The organism is Streptomyces sp. NPDC028722 (assembly GCF_040637655.1).
In the GTDB taxonomy this organism is placed as follows: domain Bacteria; phylum Actinomycetota; class Actinomycetes; order Streptomycetales; family Streptomycetaceae; genus Streptomyces.
Genome location: NZ_JBEZWU010000003.1, coordinates 285,595 through 306,802 on the forward strand (window position 1 = coordinate 285,595; position 21,208 = coordinate 306,802).

General features: G+C 73.7%; 18 protein-coding genes. 4 read left to right on the forward strand and 14 right to left on the reverse strand.

Features of this window, described 5'->3' with window-relative positions; genetic code table 11:
- Nucleotide 1: 1 nt before the first annotated feature.
- Complete coding sequence (locus AB0F03_RS06570) at nucleotides 2-895, reverse strand: alpha/beta hydrolase (RefSeq protein ID WP_361987150.1); 894 nt, start codon at nucleotides 893-895, stop codon at nucleotides 2-4.
- A gap of 274 nt (nucleotides 896-1,169) precedes the next feature.
- Nucleotides 1,170-1,862 carry a metal-dependent transcriptional regulator gene (locus tag AB0F03_RS06575; RefSeq protein ID WP_361987152.1) on the reverse strand — a complete coding sequence of 231 codons (693 nt, stop codon included), beginning with the start codon at nucleotides 1,860-1,862 and terminating at the stop codon, nucleotides 1,170-1,172.
- A 215-nt stretch (nucleotides 1,863-2,077) separates the two neighbouring features.
- Between AB0F03_RS06575 and AB0F03_RS06580 the strand changes: the two genes are divergently transcribed.
- Nucleotides 2,078-2,833, forward strand: a complete 756-nt coding sequence (locus AB0F03_RS06580) for an SIS domain-containing protein (protein ID WP_356817801.1) — start codon at nucleotides 2,078-2,080, stop codon at nucleotides 2,831-2,833.
- An 8-nt stretch (nucleotides 2,834-2,841) separates the two neighbouring features.
- On the opposite strand, the gene AB0F03_RS06585 is transcribed toward AB0F03_RS06580, so the two are convergent.
- From AB0F03_RS06585 to pdxH, 3 genes are all read right to left on the reverse strand, one after another.
- Complete coding sequence (locus tag AB0F03_RS06585; RefSeq protein WP_361987154.1) at nucleotides 2,842-4,245, reverse strand: PAS domain-containing protein; 1,404 nt, start codon at nucleotides 4,243-4,245, stop codon at nucleotides 2,842-2,844.
- Nucleotides 4,246-4,358: 113 nt separating this feature from the next.
- Nucleotides 4,359-4,817: a GNAT family N-acetyltransferase gene (locus tag AB0F03_RS06590; protein ID WP_361987155.1), complete on the reverse strand. Its 459-nt coding sequence runs from the start codon at nucleotides 4,815-4,817 to the stop codon at nucleotides 4,359-4,361.
- Nucleotides 4,818-5,197: 380 nt separating this feature from the next.
- The gene (gene pdxH, locus AB0F03_RS06595) at nucleotides 5,198-5,884 is read right to left on the reverse strand and encodes a pyridoxamine 5'-phosphate oxidase (RefSeq protein WP_361987157.1); all 687 of its coding nucleotides are present in this window, start codon (nucleotides 5,882-5,884) and stop codon (nucleotides 5,198-5,200) included.
- 176 nt (nucleotides 5,885-6,060) lie between these two features.
- On the opposite strand from pdxH, the gene AB0F03_RS06600 reads away from it, so the two are divergent.
- On the forward strand, nucleotides 6,061-7,170 hold the full coding sequence (locus tag AB0F03_RS06600) for a citrate synthase 2 (protein ID WP_361987159.1): 1,110 nt from the start codon (nucleotides 6,061-6,063) through the stop codon (nucleotides 7,168-7,170).
- A gap of 48 nt (nucleotides 7,171-7,218) precedes the next feature.
- Here the strand turns inward: AB0F03_RS06600 and AB0F03_RS06605 are convergent, their stop codons facing one another.
- The 9 genes from AB0F03_RS06605 to AB0F03_RS06645 form a co-directional block, all read right to left on the reverse strand.
- Complete coding sequence (locus tag AB0F03_RS06605; RefSeq protein ID WP_361987161.1) at nucleotides 7,219-8,265, reverse strand: 2-oxoglutarate and iron-dependent oxygenase domain-containing protein; 1,047 nt, start codon at nucleotides 8,263-8,265, stop codon at nucleotides 7,219-7,221.
- Nucleotides 8,266-8,495: 230 nt separating this feature from the next.
- Nucleotides 8,496-9,113: a TetR/AcrR family transcriptional regulator gene (locus tag AB0F03_RS06610; protein ID WP_361987163.1), complete on the reverse strand. Its 618-nt coding sequence runs from the start codon at nucleotides 9,111-9,113 to the stop codon at nucleotides 8,496-8,498.
- A complete protein-coding gene (locus AB0F03_RS06615; RefSeq protein WP_361987165.1) occupies nucleotides 9,101-9,838 on the reverse strand; it encodes an enoyl-CoA hydratase family protein in 738 nt (245 codons plus the stop codon). Before AB0F03_RS06615 ends, AB0F03_RS06610 begins: the two co-directional genes overlap by 13 nt.
- A complete protein-coding gene (locus AB0F03_RS06620; protein ID WP_361987167.1) occupies nucleotides 9,835-11,403 on the reverse strand; it encodes a 4-coumarate--CoA ligase family protein in 1,569 nt (522 codons plus the stop codon). Before AB0F03_RS06620 ends, AB0F03_RS06615 begins: the two co-directional genes overlap by 4 nt.
- A 16-nt stretch (nucleotides 11,404-11,419) precedes the next feature.
- Nucleotides 11,420-12,580, reverse strand: coding sequence for an acyl-CoA dehydrogenase family protein (locus tag AB0F03_RS06625; RefSeq protein ID WP_361987169.1), 1,161 nt, complete (start codon nucleotides 12,578-12,580; stop codon nucleotides 11,420-11,422).
- A 7-nt stretch (nucleotides 12,581-12,587) separates the two neighbouring features.
- Complete coding sequence (locus AB0F03_RS06630) at nucleotides 12,588-14,435, reverse strand: biotin carboxylase N-terminal domain-containing protein (protein WP_361987171.1); 1,848 nt, start codon at nucleotides 14,433-14,435, stop codon at nucleotides 12,588-12,590.
- A gap of 8 nt (nucleotides 14,436-14,443) precedes the next feature.
- Nucleotides 14,444-16,042, reverse strand: coding sequence for a carboxyl transferase domain-containing protein (locus AB0F03_RS06635; RefSeq protein ID WP_361987172.1), 1,599 nt, complete (start codon nucleotides 16,040-16,042; stop codon nucleotides 14,444-14,446).
- Nucleotides 16,039-17,748 carry an acyclic terpene utilization AtuA family protein gene (locus AB0F03_RS06640; protein WP_361987509.1) on the reverse strand — a complete coding sequence of 570 codons (1,710 nt, stop codon included), beginning with the start codon at nucleotides 17,746-17,748 and terminating at the stop codon, nucleotides 16,039-16,041. The genes AB0F03_RS06635 and AB0F03_RS06640 overlap by 4 nt, the downstream gene beginning before the upstream one ends.
- 23 nt (nucleotides 17,749-17,771) lie before the next feature.
- On the reverse strand, nucleotides 17,772-18,641 hold the full coding sequence (locus tag AB0F03_RS06645; RefSeq protein WP_361987174.1) for a TIGR03084 family metal-binding protein: 870 nt from the start codon (nucleotides 18,639-18,641) through the stop codon (nucleotides 17,772-17,774).
- Nucleotides 18,642-18,805: 164 nt separating this feature from the next.
- Here AB0F03_RS06645 and AB0F03_RS06650 point away from each other — a divergent pair, with 164 nt between their 5' ends.
- The gene (locus AB0F03_RS06650; protein WP_361987176.1) at nucleotides 18,806-19,927 is read left to right on the forward strand and encodes a peptidoglycan bridge formation glycyltransferase FemA/FemB family protein; all 1,122 of its coding nucleotides are present in this window, start codon (nucleotides 18,806-18,808) and stop codon (nucleotides 19,925-19,927) included.
- A gap of 272 nt (nucleotides 19,928-20,199) precedes the next feature.
- Nucleotides 20,200-21,132 carry an EamA family transporter gene (locus AB0F03_RS06655; protein ID WP_361987178.1) on the forward strand — a complete coding sequence of 311 codons (933 nt, stop codon included), beginning with the start codon at nucleotides 20,200-20,202 and terminating at the stop codon, nucleotides 21,130-21,132.
- The last annotated feature ends 76 nt before the right edge of the window (nucleotides 21,133-21,208 follow it).

Sequence of the window (21,208 nt, forward strand, 5' to 3'; positions counted from 1 at the left end):
GTCAGCCGGTGAGGACCTGGCCGAGGAAGGGTTCGACCGCGGCGCGCCAGGACTCCGGGTGGTCGTAGTGGGCGAGGTGGCCGGCGTCGGGCACCTCGGCGTAGGCGCCCCGGGGCAGGACCCGGACCATCTCCTGGGCCTCGGCGCGGCCCAGTTCGCCGTCGAGGCCGCGGACGACGAGCGCGGGGCACCGGACCTGGGCCAGTTCCTCCCAGTGGGCGTCGTACACCCACGCCTCGCGGGAGCTGAGCATCTGCTCCGGTTCGAAGACCGGCCGCCAGCCGTCCTCGCACTCGTGCATCACCTCGGCGTAGAACGCGCCGCGCGCGGGGTTCGGCCGTTCCACCCAGGGGTCGTGCTCGCCGAACCAGGCGCGGACGTCGGCGAGGCTGGCGAAGGGCAGGGGCCAGGTCCGGAACCAGTCGGTCCATTCGCGCTGCGAGGCCGCGCCGAGCGCGGAGGCCCGCATGTCGCAGATGATCAGTCCGCGCACCAGGTCGGGACGCTTGGCGGCGAGCTGCCAGGCGGTGAGGGCGCCCATGGCGTGGCCGACGAGGAGGACCGGGCCGAGGCCGAGCTGCTCGACGGCGGCCTCGGCGTCCTCGACGTAGGCCTCGCGGGTGTAGGCGGCCGGGGCGGGCTTGTCGCTCCGGCCGTGGCCGCGCTGGTCGAGGGCCACGGCGCGGTGGCGCCCGGCGAGCCAGCGGGCGGTGGCCGCCCAGTGGGAGGCGCGGCCCATCAGGCCGTGCAGTAACAGCACACCCGGAGCGCCAGACTCCGTTTCCTTGCCCGGCTCACCCGCCGGTGGCGGAGGATCCGCTTTCGGAGGGTCCGCGAACTCCCAGGCGGCCAGGCGCACCCCGCCCGCCCCCGTCACGTCGATACGCCGTGCCATCGGCCTGGTACCCCCCAGCTCCGCCTGCCTCGTCGTCCACTTGTTTCAGGCTATCGAATACTTATTCGAAAATTCTGTCTCTGCGGCCAACACCCCTCATTCGAGTGACACCTCTCAAGGAATGATCGCCGCGGCCGAGGGGATCTCTTCTGTCAGGAGGCGGACCGCTCGGGGAAGAACGGTCCGAGGGGAAATGACCCTGGGAGCTCGGGGCTCCGGGTCAGCACAGGGGAGGTCGGGCCCCGGCGCCGCACGGCGCCGGGGCCTCTCCGTCTCAGCGCTTGGCCACGAACACGTGGGAGGCGACGTCCGCCGCCAGCTCGGCCGCCTCACCGCCGCTGCCCACCAGCACCCCGCCGGGCGACTCCGTGACGCTCACCACCGAACCGGGCTGCACACCCGCCCGCCGCAGCGTGTACATCAGCTGCGCGTCCGTCTGGATGGGCTCACCGATGCGGCGCACGACGACCGTCTTGCCGTCCGCACCCGGGTCCAGGTCGGCCAGCGACACCATGCTCTCGTCCAGGAACGCCTCCGCCCCGTCCTTCTCGCCCAGCTCCTCCAGGCCCGGGATGGGGTTGCCGTACGGCGACTCGGTCGGGTGCCGCAGCAGCTCCAGCACGCGGCGCTCCACCGCCTCGCTCATCACGTGCTCCCAGCGGCAGGCCTCCGCGTGCACCTGCTCCCACTCCAGCCCGATCACGTCCACCAGGAGGCACTCGGCCAGCCGGTGCTTGCGCATCACGCGCGTCGCCAGCCGGCGCCCCTCGTCCGTCAGCTCCAGGTGCCGGTCGCTGGCCACGGACACCAGGCCGTCGCGCTCCATCCGCGCCACCGTCTGGCTCACCGTGGGCCCGCTCTGGTCCAGCCGCTCCGCGATGCGGGCGCGCATGGGGACTACGCCTTCCTCTTCGAGTTCGAGGATGGTGCGGAGATACATCTCCGTGGTGTCGATCAGTCCGGACATACGTGCCCCTCGATTACCTCGGCCGGCAGCCCGACGCGTGCGCTGGCCCTGGACCCAATTCTGCCGGATCCCACTGACAAGCGTGCGGCGCCGCGGAAACGGGTGCCCGCCCGGCCGGGGCCGGCACCGGTACCCGGCGCCGTCGGCCGTATTGACACCGCACTGGTCCAGACCGCACGGTGATCCGCGACACAGACGCTGCGAAGGGGCACCGCATGAGCGACGGCACGCCTGCCGACCTGTTCTTCGACGCCGCCGTCGGCCTGCTGCAACGGGTCCGCGACGAGGAGGCCGGGGCGATCACCGCGGCCGGCACCCTGCTCGCCGACACCGTCGCGGCCGGCGGCCGCCTGTTCGCCTTCGGCGCCGGTCACTCCTCCCTGGCCGCCCAGGACGTCGTCTACCGCGCGGGCGGCCTGGCCCTGATGAACCTGCTCGCCGTCCCGGGTGTCGTCGGCGTCGACGTCACCCCCGCCACCCTCGGCTCCGCCCTGGAACGCGTCGACGGCCTGGCGAGCGCCGTCCTCGGCACCTCCCCGGTCCGCGCCGGCGACGCCCTCCTGATCATCTCCCTCTCCGGCCGCAACGCCCTGCCCGTGGAGATGGCCCAGGGCGCCCGCGCCCGCGGTGTGAAGGTCATCGGCGTCACCTCCGTCGCGTACGCCACGGACACCACGTCCCGGCACTCCTCCGGCACCTTCCTGAAGGACCACTGCGACATCGTCCTCGACTCGAAGATCGCCGTCGGCGACGCGGAACTCACCCTCGACACCATCCCGGCGCCCTTCGCCCCCGCCTCCACGGTCGTCACCACGGCCCTCGTGCAGGCGGTCATGGCGACCGCCGCCGCGGCCCTCGCCGACCGCGGCATCGAACCCCCGCTGCTGCGCTCCGGCAACGTCGACGGCGGACACGAGTGGAACGGCCGGGTGATGGACGAGTACGGCGACCGGATCTTCTACCGCCGCTGAGCCGGAACCTACTCGTGCGGCCGTCCCCGCAGCGCCTCCGCCAGGTCCAGGGCCGCCGCGATGCGTACGGCCACGTCCTCCGCGTAGGCCGTGTCGGACCGCTCGAAGCGGTTCCGGCCGGCCCCGCGCAGGAACGTCACCACGCCCAGCGTCCGCCCCCGGCTGCGCAGCACCGCACACAGCGCGTGCACCGCGTCACCGGGCCACCGCCGCTCCAGCGCCCACTCCCGGGCCCGCGCCGCCGGCACCGACCCGGCGTCCGCGCGCACGATCCCGGCCCGCTCCACGCACTGGAGCGCCGGATGCCCCTCCCCGTACCGCACGGGCAGTCCCGCCGCGCCCGTCGGCACGCTCGGGCCCGGCGCTCCGGCGGGCGTGGCGGCGGTCCGGACCAGCCGGACCGGATCCGGCGCGCCCTCGCCGTCCGCGCGCGGGGTGCCCGCCACCCGGTCGATGAGCGCGTGATCGGCGAAGCCGGCGAGGGCGAAGTCCAGGTGGACGGTCGCCGCCTCCGCCGGGTCCTCGCACTCGGCCGCGGCCCGGGCCGCCCGGTGCAGCTGGTTGGCCCGGAACCGGAGCAGGGCGGTCTCCTGCTCGCCCTGCCGTGCCTCGGTGACGTCCTGGAACAGCCAGGCCACGCCGAGCGGCACCGGCTCCTCCGCGAGCGGTGACGCCAGCCGCAGGAACCCGCTGCGCCAGCAGCGCCGTTTCTCGCCCTCGGGTGTGCGTACACCGACCCACAGGTCGGCGGGCGCGGGCGGCGCGCCCTCGGCCAGCACGTGGGTGAGCGCCGCCTCCAGTTCCTCCACGCCCCGCCCGAGCAACTCGCCCAGCGGGCGCCCCAGCACGGACGTGCGCCCCACGCCCAGGGCCCGCGCCGCGTGGGCGTTCACCACGGCGGGCCGCAGGTCGGCGTCGACGAGCACGACCCCCCAGGCCGCGGTCTCGAACAGGGCCTCGCTCAACGCGATCGACCGCTCCAGGTCGATCTGCGCGTGCACCTCGCTGAACGCGCAGTACACGCCCGCGGGTTTTCCGTCGGGTCCGCGTACGGCGGCGGACTGGGTCCGCACCAGCACCCGGCCGCCGTCCTTGGTCACCAGCGCGAACTCGTGCACCTGCCGCCCGGGCGCCCGCATCGCCGACATCAGCCGGGCGTGCACGTCCTCGGCGTCGGCGCTGCGCACCGCCCAGCCGGCGAACCCGTGCCGGCCGACGGCCTCGCCGGCCGTCCAGCCGAGGATCCGCTCGGCCTCCCGGTTCCAGTGGGTCACCACGCCGTCGGCGTCGAAGGCGCACAGCGCGGCGTCCATGCCGTCCAGCAGCGCGGCGAGCAGGTCGGACCCCCCGGGCTCACCGGGCTCGTCCGGCCCCAGCTCGTCCGTGGTCCCACTCCGCCGCGAAGCACTCACCTGGACCCCCTGGAGGCTGCGTCCGCGCACGTACGGCGCTCGGTCCGCTCACTGGCCTTCATTCAACTGGAACGTGACACAGCCCACATCCTGTTCCCACAAGATTGCGGCAATCAATCCCCGGTCCCGCCCGGCGGGAGCCGCAGATCCACCCACTCGTCCCGTTCCCCGTCCAGCACGTACCGCTCGACCTCCACGAACCCGTGCCGCAGGGCGAACCGCAGCCCGTCGGTGTTCGCCGCGAGCACGCACGTCTCGATCACGGCGGCGCCGAGCACGCGCGCGTGTGCCCGCCCGTCCTCCCACACCGCCGTCCCGAATCCGCGCCCCCGGAACGCGGGCAGCACGCGCGCGATGACGGTCGCCACGCCGCCCCGGTCCGTCGGGGGCCGCACGGTGGAACATCCGACGACCACGTCCCCGACGTAGGCGTTGGCCAGCCGGTACCACTGCGACCGCCGCCGGGCGTCCTCCGGGGACAGGGCGGCGGGCGGGACGACCGCGTTGTGGACGTACCGCCAGTGTTCGAGCATGTCGTCGCCGTCGACGGCGACGATCCGAAGTCCGGTCACGCAAGCACGTCTACCATCCGTGTCCCCCGCCTGTCAGGGGAAATCCCGGCCCCCGGCCCCAGGAGGTCGCCCGGTCCTGGTGCACGCACCCCGGCGCGCGAGACGCCGGAAAAAACAGTTGAGTCACCGGGCCCGCATTCTTACGCTGGAGCCACGTAGGAAAGGAGGTGATCGGGTACATGAGTGAAACCCGGACGCGCGAGGTGGCTGCGGGCTAGCGGCCCGCCACCACACCCAGTGCGGTGCCGGACCGGCGTGTCCATCACGCGGCCGGCCAATCCAACGCAGTCACCCGACCCGCGGGCTGCCGGTTACGTCCGGCCGGCTCCTCCCTGAGGAACCCAGCCCGCGGGTCGTCTGCGTTCCCCGTGCCGCTCACGTCAGGGGCTGAGGCGTTCCACGCGCCAGGTGCCGTCCGGCCGGGCGGCGTAGCGCAGGCGGTCGTGCAGCCGGTTCTCGCGGCCCTGCCAGAACTCGACGGTCTCCGGCGCCACCCGGAAGCCGCCCCAGTGGGGCGGGACCGGGACCTGTTCGCCCTCGGGGTAGCGGGCCTCCAGCGCGGCGTAGGCGGTGTCCAGTTCGGTGCGGGAGGCGATCACCGCGGACTGGGTGCTGGCCCAGGCGCCCAGCTGGGAGCCGTGCGGGCGGGTGCGGAAGTAGGCGGCGGTCTCGTCGCGGCCGGTGCGGCGGGCGGTGCCGGTGACGATCACCTGGCGGGCCAGCGGATGCCAGGGGAAGAGCACACCGACGCGCGGGTTGTGCGCGAGGTCGCGGGCCTTGGGCGAGTCGTAGTTGGTGTAGAAGACGAAGCCGTCGGTGTCGTACTGCTTCATCAGGACCGTGCGCGAGCTGGGCCGGCCCGTCGGGTCGACGGTGGAGACGACCATCGCGTTGGCCTCGTAGAGCGTGCCGTGGACGGCCGCCCGGGCGGCTTCCTCGAACCAGCGGGCGAACTGGTCCATGGGGTGGGTGGCGAGGTCCTCCTCGGCGAGGCCGTCGGCCCGGTACTGCTTGCGCATGGCGGCGGGATCGAGGACGGGGTCCAGGAACGGGTCGCGGTCGGTCACCCGGTCATCTTGCCGTATCGAACGGGTATGGCACCGGGTGTCGTGTGGTCTCCCCAAGTGCGGCACCGGGAGCTATCGTGCTGATCCCCTTGCGGTTGGGTTCACCACGGGTGACCACCGGCCGATCGGGGCATCACCGGGGTGACCGCCGGCCGCACATCACGAGGAGCCGCCAGATGTCCGACTTCGTACCCGGACTCGAGGGAGTCGTCGCGTTCGAGACGGAGATCGCCGAACCCGACAAGGAGGGCGGCGCCCTGCGCTACCGGGGCGTCGACATCGAGGACCTGGTCGGGCACGTCTCGTTCGGGAACGTGTGGGGACTGCTGGTCGACGGCGCGTTCAACCCCGGTCTGCCGCCCGCCGAGCCGTTCCCGATCCCGGTGCACTCCGGTGACATCCGGGTGGACGTGCAGTCGGCGCTGGCCATGCTCGCTCCGGTGTGGGGGCTGCGGCCGCTGCTCGACATCGACGAGCGGCAGGCGCGGGCGGACCTGGCGCGGGCCGCCGTGATGGCCCTGTCGTACGTCGCCCAGTCCGCGCGCGGGCAGGGGCTGCCGATGGTGCCGCAGCGGGAGATCGACAAGGCGCACTCGGTGGTGGAACGGTTCATGATCCGGTGGCGGGGGGAGCCGGACCCGAAGCACGTCGCCGCCGTGGACGCGTACTGGACGTCCGCCGCCGAACACGGCATGAACGCCTCCACCTTCACCGCCCGGGTCATCGCCTCCACCGGCGCGGACGTCGCCGCCGCGCTGTCGGGCGCGGTGGGCGCGATGTCCGGGCCGCTGCACGGCGGCGCGCCGTCGCGGGTGCTCGGCATGATCGAGGAGATCGAGCGGACGGGGGACGCGGCGGCGTACGTCCGGCGGACGCTGGACCGCGGCGAGCGGCTGATGGGGTTCGGGCACCGGGTGTACCGGGCCGAGGACCCGCGGGCGCGCGTGCTGCGGCGTACGGCACGGGAGCTGGGGGCGCCGCGGTTCGAGGTCGCGGAGGCATTGGAGAAGGCCGCGCTGGAGGAGCTGCACAACCGCCGGCCGGACCGGGTGCTCGCCACGAACGTGGAGTTCTGGGCGGCGATCATGCTGGACTTCGCCGAGGTGCCGGCGCACATGTTCACGTCGATGTTCACGTGTGCGCGGACCGCGGGCTGGTCGGCGCACATCCTGGAGCAGAAGCGCACGGGGCGGCTGGTGCGGCCCTCCGCCCGGTATGTGGGACCGGGACCGCGCGGCCCGCAGGAGATCGAGGGATACGCGGATATCGCGGACACCACCCGCTAGAGGGCGGAGCCGCCCGGCGGTGCGGCTCCGTGTCCTGCGGAGGGTGGGTCACGCCGGTGTCAGCAGGCCCGCGTGGTGCCGTTCGGCGACGAGCGGGTGGGCCCTGAGCTTGCCCTTCAGTTCGTTGTAGCCGTACTCGGCGTGCAGCGGGTTGGCCGGGTCGTCGGTGACACCGGGGGCCTTCGACGCGTGCGGGAAGGGAAGCGGCTCGACCTTCGCGTCCAGGCGCGGGTTGTAGAAGAACGGGACGGAGAACCGCTCGGTGGCGCCGGGCGGGCTGACGACCCGGTGGTTCGTGGCCAGGAGGTAGCCGTCGGTCGCCACCTCCAGGAGTTCGCCGAGGTTGACGACGAAGGCCCCCTCGATGGGCGGCACGTCGTGGAAGCGGCCGTCCTCGCGCTGCACCTGGAGGCCGCCGACGGTGTCCTGGAGGAGCAGGGTGAGGAAGCCGTAGTCCTTGTGGGCGCCGACGCCCTGGCCGGTGCCGTCGTCCGCGCTGCCGGGGTAGCGGACGAGTTTGAGGTGCGGGTGGGCGTGGGCGCCGAGGACGGGGTCGTAGAAGCCGGCGGGGGCGCCGATGGCGGTCAGCAGTTCGTGCAGCAGGCGCTCGGCGACCGCGCTCAGCCGGTCGATCCAGGCCAGGGCGGCCGTGCGCAGCGCGGGCAGGGCGGCCGGCCACTGGTTGGGGCCCTGGAGCCACCAGTACGGGGGTTCGCCGGGGCCGGGGACGCGGGCGGGGCGTTCGGCGCCGATGTCGAGCTGGTCGCGCCAGTCGCGGGAGCCGCCGGTGCGCTCGTCGCCGGTACGCGTGTAGCCGCGGAAGTGCGGGGAGTTGACGTTGTCCAGGGCGAGCCGGTCGGCCTCGGGGAGGGCGAAGAAGGCGCGCATGGCGGTGAGCAGGGCGTCGGTCTCGGCCGGGGTCACGCCGTGCCCGGTGAGCTGGAAGAAGCCGACGTCGTGGGCGGCGCTGTGCAGCTGGGCGTGGAGCAGGGCGCGGGCCTGGGGGCCGCGGTCGGCCGCCGACAGGTCGATGATCGGGAGCTGGTCGTACGACGGGATCGCGGGGGTGTGCGCCGTCGCCGGGTGGATCGTCATGGTGCGTCCGCAGGGTGTACGGGGCACGGGTGGCCGCCGAGGGGTGGAGAGCGGCCCCCGGGTGCCGGAAAAGGAAGGGAGAAGGGGGCTGGGTCAGGCGGAGAAGCGCCGACAGCCCATGCTCGTGACGCGCACGTAGTCCACGTGGCGGCGGCGGACGAGCATCGGAGGCATGGGCCCAAGAGTAACCCCCGGCGCCGCAGGTGCGTCCGGGCCCGTCGGACCGGACCTCACCCCGCGTCTGCGCCCAGGCTCTCGTCCAGCAGGGCGCCCCACTGGGCCACCACCCGCCGGCGGCGGGCGGTGTCGTCGGTGAGGAGGTTGGCGAGGCCGAGACCGCGGGCCATGTCGAGGAGGCCCTGCACGCTCTCGCGGACGCCGGGAAGGGTCTCGTCGGCGCCGAGGAGGTCGACGGCGATGCGGTGGGTCTCGCGGCCGACGCGGGCCTCCAGCTCGGTCACCCGGCCACGCAGCTGCTCCTCGTTGGAGGCGGCGACCCACAGGTGCAGGGCGGCGCGGAAGAGGGGGCCGGTGTAGAGGTCGACGAGGGCGGCGACGACGGCGCGGCGGTCGGCGGCGCCGTCGGGGAAGAGGGCTCTGAGGGCGGTGGAGCGTTCTTCGGCGACGTACTCGACGGCGGCGGTGAACAGGTCCTCGCGGGTGGGGAAGTGGTGCTGGGCGGCGCCCCGGGAGACACCGGCCCGCTCGGCGACGGCGGCGACCGTGGAGCCCGCCCAGCCGTGCTCGGCGAGGCAGGCCACGGCGGCTTCCAGCAGCCGCTGCCGGGTGGCCCGGCTGCGGTCCTGCTTGGGCACGCGCTCGCGTTCCGTCGTACTCACACCACCCATGCCGCGTCCCGTCTCTCCAGGAAGGCCGTCATCCCCTCCCGGGCGTGGGCGGAGGAGAACAGCCGGGCCGAGAGCGCGGTCAGCTCCGCCGCGTCCCGGTCGAACGTCTCCAGCACCCTAGCCGTGAGCAGCCCTTTGGTCGCGGCCAGGGCCTCGGGGGAGGAGCGGCGCAGGCCGTCCAGGACGGGGGCGAGGGCGTCGTCCACGTCGTCGGCGCACGCGGTGAGCAGGCCCGTGCGGACGGCCTCCGCGGGGTCGAAGCGTTCGCCGGTGAGGTAGTGGCGGGCGAGGGCGCGGGGGTCGGTGCGCGGGAGCACCGGCAGGGAGATCACCGCGGGGGCGACGCCGATGCGTACCTCGGTGAAGGCGAAGGTGGCCGCGGTGGAGGAGACGGCGATGTCGCAGGCGGCGAGCAGGCCGAGGCCGCCGGCGCGGACGTGTCCCGTGACGCGGGCGACGACCGGTCTGGGCAGTTCGACGATCTGCCGGAGCAGGGCCACCAGGGCGTCGGGGTGCGGCGGGTCGCGCAGGTCGGCGCCGGCGCAGAACGTCGTACCGGTGTGGGTGAGGACCACGGCCCGTACGTCGGGGTCCCGGCCGCAGTCGGCCAGGGCCTCGGCGAGGGCGGACACCAGGGGCGCCGAGAGGGCGTTGCGGGTGGTGGTGGCGTCCAGGCTGAGGGTGTCGACGCCACGCGCGCGCGTGCGTCCGATCGGTGTGCTCATGTGTGCTCCCTGAGCTGCCGGCGCAGGATCTTGCCGGAGGCGGCGCGGGGGACGGTGCCGGTGAAGGTGACGCGACGGACGCGTTTGTAGGGGGCGACGCGTTCGGCGACGTACAGCAGGACGTCGTTCTCGCTCAGGTCGCCGGCGGTGGTGCGGCGGACGACGAAGGCGTGCGGGACCTCGTTGCCGTCCTCGGTGCGGGCGCCGACGACGGCGGCGTCGGCGATGCCGGGGTGGGTGAGCAGGAGGGCCTCCAGTTCTGCGGGGGCCACCTGGAAGCCCTTGTACTTGATGAGTTCCTTCACCCGGTCCACGACGAACAGCCAGCCGTCCGCGTCGACGTGCCCGACGTCCCCGGTGTGCAGCCAGCCGTCGCCGTCGATCAGTGCGGCGGTGGCGTCGGGGCGGCCGAGGTAGCCCTTCATCACCTGGGGTCCGCGGATCAGGATCTCGCCCGCTTCGCCGGTGCCGAGGTCCGTGGCGGGGTCGTCCAGGGAGACGATCCGCATCTCGGTGCCGGCGATGAGCCTGCCGACCGTGCCCGCGGGGGCCTCGCGCAGCCGGTCCAGGGGGACGACGTGGGTGCCGGGTGACAGTTCCGTCATGCCGTAGGCCTGGCCGATCGGGGGCAGGCCGAGGCGGGTGGCGCAGGCGAGGGCGAGCCGCGCGTCCAGCGGGGCGGCGGCGCTGATGACGTGCTTCAGGCTGGAGAGGTCGTAGCGGGTGACGGCGGGGTGCTTGGCGAGGGCGAGGACGATCGGCGGGGCGACGTACAGGCCGGTGATGCGGTGCTTCTCGATCGCCGCGAGGAACGTCTCCAGTTCGAAGCGCGGCAGGACGACGACGGTGGCACCGTTGCGCAGGGGCGCGTTCATCAGGGCGGTCAGGCCGTAGATGTGGAAGAACGGCAGGACGGCGAGGATGCGGTCGCCGGGGCCGGCCGGGACGGCGGGTTCCAGCTGGGCGAGGTTGGTGGCGATCTGCCGGTGGGTGAGCATGACGCCCTTGGGGGTGCCGGTGGTGCCGGAGGAGTACGGCAGCACGGCGATGTCCTCGGCCGGGTCGACGGCGACGCGGGGTCCGGGGGCGGTCGTGGCGAGCAGGTCGGTCAGTGAACGGTGCCCGGGCGCGCTGTCGCACACGAGGATCTCCCGTACGCCGCCGGCGAGTCCGGCGGCGCGGCGGGCGGTCTCCAGCAGCGGGGAGACGGTGACGATCCAGCGGGCCGCGCTGTCGCCGAGCTGCCCGGCGAACTCCTCGGCGGTGGCGAGCGGGTGCGCGGTGGTGACGGTGGCACCCGCGCGCGTGGCCGCGTAGAACGCGGTCGGGAAGGCGAGGGTGTTGGGGCTGTGCAGGGCGAGGACGTCGCCCTTGCGCACGCCCGCCTCGGCGAACCCGGCGGCCAGGCGCCGGTGGAGCCGGTCCACCTGCCCGTACGTGAGGGTGGTGCCGTCGATGCCGTCGACGAGGGCGGGAAGGTCACCGTGGGCGGCGGCCCGGCCGAGGACGGCGTCGTGGATGGGCAGGTCGACGGGCGGGACGTCTGGGTACTCGCTGCGGAACACGGTTCCTCCACGACGCCTAGTACGACTTGGGCAGGCCGAGGGTCTGGTGGGAGACGTAGTTGAGGATCATCTCCCGGCTGACCGGGGCGATACGGGCCACGCGTGCGGCCGTTATCAGGGAGGCGAGCCCGAACTCCCGGGTGAGCCCGTTGCCGCCGAGGGTGTGCACGGCCTGGTCGACGGCCTGCACACACGCCTCGCCGGCCGCGTACTTGGCCATGTTGGCGGCCTCGCCCGCGCCGGCGTCGTCGCCCGCGTCGTACAGCCGGGCCGCCTTCTGCATCATCAGCCGGGCCAGTTCCAGGCTGATGTGCGCCTGTGCCAGGGGGTGTGCGACGGCCTGGTGGGCGCCGATGGGCGACTTCCACACGGTGCGGTCGCGGGCGTAGGCGACGGCCTTGGCGAGTGCGTACCGGCCCATGCCGATCGCGAACGCCGCCGTCATGATCCGCTCGGGGTTGAGCCCGGCGAACAGCTGGAGCAGTCCGGCGTCCTCGTCGCCGACCAGTGCCTCCGCGGGCAGCCGTACGTCGTCCAGGACCAGCTCGAACTGCTTCTCCGCGGCGGTGAGTTCCATGTCGATCGGATGGCGCGCGAACCCCGCGGTGTCGCGCGGGACGATGAACAGGCAGGGTTTGAGGGTGCCGGTGCGGGCGTCCTCGGTGCGGCCCACGATGAGCGTCGCGTCCGCCTGGTCCACGCCGGAGACGAACACCTTGCGGCCGGTCAGGAGCCAGTCGGCGCCGTCACGGCGGGCGGTGGTGGTGATGCGGTGGGAATTGGATCCGGCGTCGGGTTCGGTGATGCCGAAGGCCATGGTGCGGGTGCCGTCGGCGAGTCCGGGGAGCCAGGCCCGCTTCTGTTCGCGCGTGCCGAAGCGGGAGATCACCGTCCCGCAGATCGCGGGCGAGACGACGAGCATCAGCAGCGGCGAGCCCGCCGCTCCCAGTTCCTCCAGCACGATGGACAGTTCCGCGATGCCGCCGCCTCCGCCGCCGTACTCCTCGGGCAGGTTGACGCCGAGGTAGCCGAGTTTTCCGGCCTCGGACCACAGTTCGGTGGGGTGGCGGCCCGCCGCGATGGTCCGGGTGAGGTAGTCGCGGCCGTAGCGCCCGCCCAGGGCGGCGACGGCGGACCGCAGGGCCTGGTGCTCTTCGGATTCGATGACGGCAGTCATGGCGCTCCTAGGATTCTCGGACGACGGCGAGCAACAGGCCCGGCTCCACCTGCTGTCCCGGCCTGGCGTGCAGGGCGGTGAGCGTTCCGGTGGCCGGGGCGGAGATCCGGTGCTGCATCTTCATCGCCTCCAGCCAGATCAGCGGCTGGCCCGCCTCGACGGCCACGCCCTCCGCGAGGCCGTCGGCGACGCGTACGACCGTGCCGGGCATCGGGGCGAGCAGGGAACCGGGAGCGAGCCGGGCGGCGGGGTCGGGGAAGCGGGGCAGTGCGGTGAGGGCGGTGGCGTTCACGTGGACCTGGTCGCCGTGGACGGACACCTCGAACCGGCGCCGGACGCCGTCCACTTCGAGGACGACCAGACGGGCGTCGGCGTGCACGACCTCCACCCCGTCCGCCGTGAGGCCCTGCCTGGTGTGCCGGTAGCGGACCTCGTGCTCCTCGCCGCCCATTAGGTACCGCTTCGTCTGGGGCTGAGACGGCACGTTGCGCCAGCCGCCGAAGCGGGAGCGGCCGTGGGCGTCGGCGAGGGCGGCGGCCAGGGGGGCGTACGGGTCGGGGGCGGACGCGGTCAGCGCGGCGAGGTGGCGGTCGTAGAAGCCGGTGTCCATGCGGGCGGACGTGAACTCCTCGTGCCGTAGGGAGCGCACCAGCAGGTCGCGGTTGGTGACCGGGCCGTGCACGGAGGCCCGCTCCAGCGCGCCGGCCAGCCGGCGGACCGCCTCGGCCCGGGTGGGGGCGTGGGCGACGACCTTGGCGAGCATCGGGTCGTAGTGGACGCCGATGGGGTCGCCGTCGGTGTAGCCGGTGTCCAGGCGGACGCCGGCCGGTACGGCGAGGCGGTGCAGGGTGCCGGTCTGGGGGGTCCAGTCGCGGGCGGGGTCCTCGGCGTACAGGCGGGCCTCGACGGCATGGCCGCTCGCGCGTGGCGGCACGGTGTCCAGGGCGTGCCCCTCGGCGATCCGGATCTGCTCCGCGACGAGGTCCAGCCCGAACACCGCCTCCGTGACCGGGTGTTCGACCTGGAGCCGGGTGTTCATCTCCAGGAAGTGCGCGCGGCCGTCGGCGACCAGGAACTCGACCGTGCCGGCGCCGACGTAGGAGACGGACCGCGCGGCGCGCACCGCCAGCGCGTACAGCTCCTCGGTGAGCGCGGCCGGCAGGGCCGGCGCCGGGGCCTCCTCGATCACCTTCTGGTGGCGGCGCTGGAGGGAGCAGTCGCGGGTGCCGAGCGGCCACACGGTGCCGTGGGTGTCGGCGAGGATCTGCACCTCCACATGGCGGCCGTGTTCCAGGTACGGCTCCACGAACACCTCGCCGTCCCCGAAGGCGCTCGCGGCCTCCGCGCGTGCGCCCTCCAGCGCGGCCGGCAGCTCCTCCACGCGGCGCACGATCCGCATGCCGCGCCCCCCGCCGCCCGCCGCCGCCTTCACCAGGACGGGCAGGTCGGCGCCGGTGACCCGGTCCGCGTCCAGGGGGGCGAGGCCCATCAGCCGCTTGGCGCGGGTCTTGGACGCCATGGCCTCGATGGCCTGCGGGGGCGGGCCGATCCAGGTCAGGCCGGCGTCGTGGACGGCGCGCGCGAAGCCGGCGTTCTCCGACAGGAAGCCGTACCCGGGGTGCACGGCGTCCGCGCCGGCGCTCAGGGCCGCCCGCACGATCAGGTCGCCGCGCAGATAGGTGTCGGCGGGCGCCGCGCCCGGCAGCCGTACCGCCGTGTCGGCCACGCGCGCGTGCAGCGCGTCCGCGTCGGCGTCCGAGTGCACGGCGACCGTGCGGATGCCGAGTCCGGCGCAGGTACGGAAGACGCGGCAGGCGATCTCGCCCCGGTTGGCGACGAGCACACTGGAAATCACGGGATCCCTCACATCCGGAAGACGCCGAAGCCGCCACGCACGCCCTGGTAGGGGGCGGTGTGCAGGGCGGAGAGACACAGGCCGAGGACGGTGCGGGTGTCCCGCGGGTCGATGACGCCGTCGTCGTACAGCCGCCCGGACAGGAACATGGGCAGCGACTCCGCCTCGATCTGCTGCTCCACCATGGCCCGCAGCGCCGCGTCCGCGTCCTCGTCGTACGGCTGCCCCTTCGCCGCCGCCGACTGCCGGGCGACGATCGACAGCACGCCGGCGAGCTGCTGCGGGCCCATGACGGCGGACTTGGCGCTCGGCCAGGCGAACAGGAACCGGGGGTCGTAGGCCCGGCCGCACATTCCGTAGTGCCCGGCACCGTAGGACGCCCCCATGAGGACCGACAGGTGCGGGACCGTGCTGTTGGCGACCGCGTTGATCATCATCGCGCCGTGTTTGATGATCCCGCCCTGCTCGTACTCCCGGCCGACCATGTAGCCGGTGGTGTTGTGCAGGAAGAGCAGCGGGATGTCGCGCTGGTTGGCGAGCTGGACGAACTGGGCGGCCTTCTGGGACTCGGCGCTGAACAGCACCCCCTGGGCGTTGGCCAGGATGCCGATCGGGTAGCCGTGCAGGGCCGCCCAGCCGGTGACCAGGCTGGTGCCGTACAGCGGTTTGAACTCGTCGAAGTCGGAGGCGTCCACGATCCGGGCGATGACCTCGCGCGGGTCGAAGGGCACCTTCAGGTCGCCGGGGACGATGCCCAGCAGCTCCTCCGGGTCGTAGCGGGGCGGCTCGGCCGGGGCGGGGTCCGGGTGGGCCTTGCGGTGGTTGAGGCGGGCCACGACCCGCCGGGCCTGACGCAGCGCGTCCCGCTCGTCCAGGGCGAAGTGGTCGGCGAGGCCGGACACGCGCGCGTGCATCTCGGCGCCGCCCAGGGACTCGTCGTCGCTCTCCTCACCGGTGGCCATCTTGACCAGCGGCGGACCGCCGAGGAACACCTTCGCCCGTTCCCTGACCATGATCACGTGGTCGGACATGCCGGGGACGTAGGCGCCGCCGGCGGTGGAGTTGCCGAAGACGACGGCGATCGTCGGGATACCGGCGGCAGACAGCCGGGTGAGGTCCCGGAAGACGGCGCCGCCGGGGATGAAAATCTCCTTCTGGGAGGGCAGGTCGGCGCCGCCGGACTCGACCAGGCTGACGCAGGGCAGCCGGTTGGCGAGCGCGATGTCGTTCGCCCGCAGGGCCTTCTTCAGGCTCCAGGGGTTGCTGGCGCCGCCGCGTACGGTCGGGTCGTTGGCGGTGATCAGGCACTCCACGCCCTCGACCACCCCGATGCCGGTGACCAGGGAGGCGCCGACGGGGTGGTCGCTGCCCCAGGCGGCCAGCGGGGACAGCTCCAGGAACGGGGTGTCGGGGTCCAGCAGCAGTTCGATGCGCTCGCGTGCCGGCAGCTTGCCGCGCTCCCGGTGCCGCCGGACGTACTTCTCGCCGCCGCCGGCGAGCGCCTTGGCGTGTTCGGCGTCCAGGTCGGCGAGCTTGGCGAGCATCGCCTCGCGGTGGGCCCGGTAGTCGGGTCCCGTGGGGTCGAGGGCCGTTCGCAGAACCGTCACAGCAGGGTCTCCGGGATGTCCAGGTGGCGGGAGCGCAGCCATTCGCCGAGGGCCTTGGCCTGCGGGTCGAAGCGGTGCTGGGCGGCGACGCCGGCGCCGAGGACGCCCTCGACGACGAAGTTCACGGCGCGCAGGTGCGGCAGCACGTGCCGGGTGACGGGCAGGTCCTGGACCTCGGGGAGCAGCCGGCGCAGGCGGTCGGTGGTCAGCGTGTGCGCGAGCCACCGCCAGGCCTCGTCCGTCCGCGCCCACACGCCCACGTTGGCGTCGCCGCCCTTGTCCCCGCTGCGGGCCCCGGCGACCAGGCCGAGGGGCGCGCGCCGGACCGGGCCGGGCGGGAGGGGCTCCGGGAGAGCCGGGGGCGGGACGGCGTCCAGGGGGCGCGTCTGATGGGGCGGCGGCACGGGGATCCGGCGCCCGTCATGGAGGACGGCCACATGGTCCACGGCCCCATGGGGCACGTACACATCCTCGAAGACCCCGTAAGGGGCGCCCTTTCCGGGTGGGGACAGCAGGTGGAAGCCGGGATAGCTGGCGAGTGCCAGCTCCACGGCGGCCCCGGTCAGGCCCCGCCCGACCACCTGCTGGTCCGGGTCCCGTACGACGAGCCGCAGCAGCGCGCTGGCCGTCTCCTCGGTGCCGGCGTCGGCCCGGTCGGTGCGGACCAGGTCCCACCGGACCTCCTGCGGCGGTGACGCGGCGAGCACGCCGGCGAGCTGCTCGCGCACCAGGGCCGCCTTGGCCTCGATGTCGAGTCCGGTGAGGACGAAGACGACCTCGTTGCGGAAGCCACCGAGCCGGTTGAGCCCGACCTTGAGGGTGGGCGGGGGCGCCTCGCCGCGTACACCCTCGATCCGCACCCGGTCCGGCCCCTCCCGGACGAGCCGTACGGTGTCCAGCCGGGCGGTGACGTCGGGGCCGGCGTACCGGGCGCCGCCGGTCTCGTAGAGCAGCTGGGCGGTGACCGTGCCCACGTCCACGAAGCCGCCGGTGCCGGGGTGCTTGGTGACGACGCCGGTGCCGTCGGCGTGGATCTCGGCCAGCGGGAATCCGGGCCGGCGCACGTCGCCTTCCGTGAAGAAGGCGTAGTTCCCGCCGGTCGCCTGGGTGCCGCACTCCAGCACGTGTCCGGCGACGACGGCACCGGCGAGACGGTCGTACTCCCCCGGTCGCCAGCCGAAGTGGGCGGCGGCGGGTCCGGTGACGAGCGCCGCGTCGGTCACCCGGCCCGTGACCACGATGTCGGCGCCGGCCCGCAGACACGCGGCGATCCCGAAACCGCCGAGGTAGGCGTGGGCGGCGAGCGTCCCGGGGTATGCCGCGCCCAGGTCGTCGCCCTCGACATGGGCGACCCGCACCGGGATGCCGAGCCGGTCCGCCAGCTTCCGTATCTCCCCGGCGAGTCCGGCCGGGTTCAGGCCGCCCGCGTTGGTGACGATCCGCACCCCGCGTTCGTGGGCGAGGCCGAGGCAGTCCTCCAGCCGGTGCAGGAAGGTGCGGGCGTACCCGGCGGCCGGGTCCTTCAGGCGGTCGCGGCCGAGGATGAGCATGGTGAGTTCGGCGAGGTAGTCACCGGTGAGGACGTCCAGGTCGCCGCCGGTGAGCATCTCGCGCAGGGCGGCGGAGCGGTCGCCGTAGAAGCCGGAGAAGTTGCCGACGCGCAGGGGCGCCACCGGGCCGGTCCCGCCGGGCACGGCCGGAGTCATCGGCTCGGACCCGTCGGACACGGTCACAGGGCCGTCCCCTCGTCCGGGCGAGGGCCGGACGCACCGGGGGAACGGCCGGCACCCCTGGGCGCGGTGTGGGACCGGTCGGGGTGTGTCGGCGGGCGGCCCGTGCCCGGGGGGCCCGCGAAGGCCTGGGCGATGTCGAGCCAGCGGTCGGCGTCCGGACCCTCGGCGCGCAGGGCGAGGTCGGCGCGGTGGGCGCGCTGGGTGACGAGGAGGCAGAGGTCGAGGGCGGGGCCGGTGACGCGCTGGGCGGCGTCCGGCGGCCCGTAGGCCCACACCTGTCCGGACGGTGCGGTCACCTCGACGCGGAACTCCTCCGCCGGTACGGGCAGCCCCCGTGCACCGAAGGCGAAGTCCCGGGCTCGCACCCCGATGCGGACCACATGCCGGAGCCGGTCGGTGGGTGTGCGGACCACACCCAGGGCGTCCGCCACGTCCTGCCCATGGGCCCAGGTCTCCATAAGACGACCGGTGGCCATAGAGGCGGCCGACATGGGTGGCCCGAACCAGGGGAAGCGGCTGCCGCCGGGGGCGGCCCGCAGCGCCGTGTCGAGCGCGGCCCGGCCCTCCCGCCAACGGGCCAGCAGGTCGGCGGGCCGTAGCCGGGCGCCCTCCTCGGCGGCCTCGTCCACGAAGGCGTCGGGTGACGTCACGGCCGTGCGGAGGACCTTCGCGAACCCGTCCTCGTCCGTCACGGCGAGCAGCGCGGCCCGGTCCGTCCAGTGCAGGTGGGCGATCTGATGGGCGATGGTCCAGCGTGGGGCGGGCGTGTCGAGCACCCACCGCTCCTCGGGCAACTCGGCGACCAGCAGGTCGAGTTGCTCGCTTTCCTCACGCAGGTCGGCGAAGACGGGCGTCGGATCGGACATGGGGGGAGCATGGCAGCGGGAGCAGAAACAATCAAGCATGCTTGCATGAATTCGGCCGCGGCCACCCGGCGGCGCGGGCGGTGCTCCAGGTGGGCGAGCGCAACCGGGGCCGGCGCCGACGCGCTCCTACAGTGAGCGAAGAGCCGAACCGAAGGAGCCCGCGCATGCGCCTCACCGTCCGCCCCGTGTCCCGCGCCGAACACCTCTCGTTCGTGGCGGGACGCCCTTCGGCCAGCCATATGCAGGTGCCGTCCTGGGGAGACGTGAAGCCTGACTGGCAGGCCGAGAGCCTGGGGTGGTTCGAGGCGGACGGGCGACTGGTGGGGGTCGGCCTGGTGCTGCTGCGCCCGCTGCCCCGGACGAAGCGGTACCTGGCCTATCTGCCCGAGGGTCCGGTCATCGACTGGCACACGCCCGACCTGGAACGCTGGCTGGAACCGATGCTGGTCCACCTCAGGAACCGGGGCGCCTTCTCGGTCAAGATGGGGCCGCCCGTGGTGACCCGGCGGTGGAGCCCCGAGGCGGTGAAGGCGGCGATCACCGACCCGGACGCGCACCGGCTGCGCGATGTGCCGGCGACGTCGGAGGAGCCCGCCGGCATCGATCTCGCCGACCGGCTGCGCCGCATGGGCTGGCGGCAGAGCGAGCCGGGCGGCGAGGACGGCTTCGCCGCCGGGCAGCCCCGGTACGTGTGCCAGGTCCCGTTCGCCGGACGGCCGCTGGAGGACATCCAGCGGGGGCTCAACCAGCAGTGGCGGCGCAACATCAAGAAGGCCGAGAAGGCGGGCGTGAAGGTCGTCCGGGGCGGTGCGGAGGACCTGCCGGTCTTCCACGAGCTGTACACCGAGACCGCCGGGCGCGACCGGTTCCTGCCGCGCCCGCTGCCGTACTTCGAGCGCATGTTCCGCGCGCTCACCGCGGAACACCCCGACCGGATGCGGCTGTACCTCGCCCACCACGACGGGGACGTGCTCGCCGCGGCCACCATGCTGGTCGTCGGCAGCCATGTCTGGTACTCCTACGGCGCCTCCACCAGCCGTAAGCGCGAGGTCCAGCCCAACAACGCCATGCAGTGGCGCATGATGTGCGACGCCCATGAACTCGGCGCCCACGTCTACGACTTCCGGGGCATCACCGACACCCTGGAGGAGTCCGACCACCTGCTCGGCCTGCTGCGCTTCAAGGTGGGCGCGGGCGGTGAGGCCGTGGAGTACGTCGGCGAGTGGGACTTTCCGCTGAACCGCCTGCTGCACAAGGCGCTGAACGTCTACATGGCCCGGCGCTGAGGCCCCTCCCCGCCGGAACAACGCCGTGCCGGGCAGGGGCGAGCCGTGCATGGTGCCGCATATGCGGGAAAATAGGTATGGATGCCCGCATCAGAGCCGGCTTCGGTCGCCGGGCAGCCGATCCCAGCGGCCCGGCCTCCGATCCCAGCATCCGGGACAGTTCCCAAAGAGGTTCACGCACCTGTCGAAGTCCATTACCCTGGACGGGAAAGTACATCGCGATGCACCTCCGTGCACGCACCCGCGCCCCGAGCCGAGCCACAGGACCGCCCGTGACCGCCAGATCCAGCACCGCCGCACCGACCCCGGTCGCCCCCGCCCCGGGACAGGGCCGTCTCGGCACGCTCGGCCCCGTCGGGCTGGTCCTGGCCGGCGGCATCTCGGTGCAGTTCGGCGGGGCGCTGGCGGTGACCCTGATGCCGAGGGCCGGCGCGCTGGGTGTGGTGACCCTGCGCCTGCTCGCGGCGGCGATCGTCCTCCTGGTGGTCTGCCGGCCCCGGCTGCGCGGACACTCGCGCACCGACTGGGGGACGGTGATCGTCTTCGGCGTCACGATGGGCGCGATGAACGGGCTGTTCTACTCGGCGGTCGCCCGCATCCCGCTGGGCCCGGCGGTCACCCTGGAGGTCCTCGGCCCGCTCACCCTGTCCGTCCTGGCCTCCCGCCGCGCCGTCAACGCGCTCTGGGCGGGCCTGGCCCTCGGGGGCGTCTTCCTGCTCGGCGGCGGAGGCTTCGGCGAACTGGACCCCACAGGTGTGGCCCTCGCCCTGGGCGCCGGCGCCATGTGGGCGGCCTACATCATCTTCAGCGCTCGTACGGGGCGCCGTTTCCCCCAGGCGGACGGTCTGGCGTTGGCCATGGCGGTCGCGGCCCTGCTGTTCCTCCCCCTCGGCATCGCCGAGGGGGGCACCCGCCTGCTGAACCCCACCACGATCGCCCTCGGCTCGGCGGTGGCGCTGCTGTCCTCGGTCCTGCCGTACACCCTCGAACTCCTGGCCCTGCGCCGGCTGCCCGCCTCCACCTTCGCCATCCTGATGAGCCTGGAACCGGCGATCGCGGCCACGGCCGGCTTCCTGATCCTCGGCCAGGCCCTGTCCGCCACGGAGGCCGCCGCGATCGCCCTGGTCATCGCGGCAAGCATCGGCGCGGTACGCACCCAGGTAGCCCGGGGCAAACTCCCGCCCCTCCCCGTCGAGGGGCAGTGACGCCACGCGTCCGACCCCACCAGGTGACCGAGCCGCCCGGGCCGACCCCGGGGCGAGCGAGCCCGGGCGAGCGACC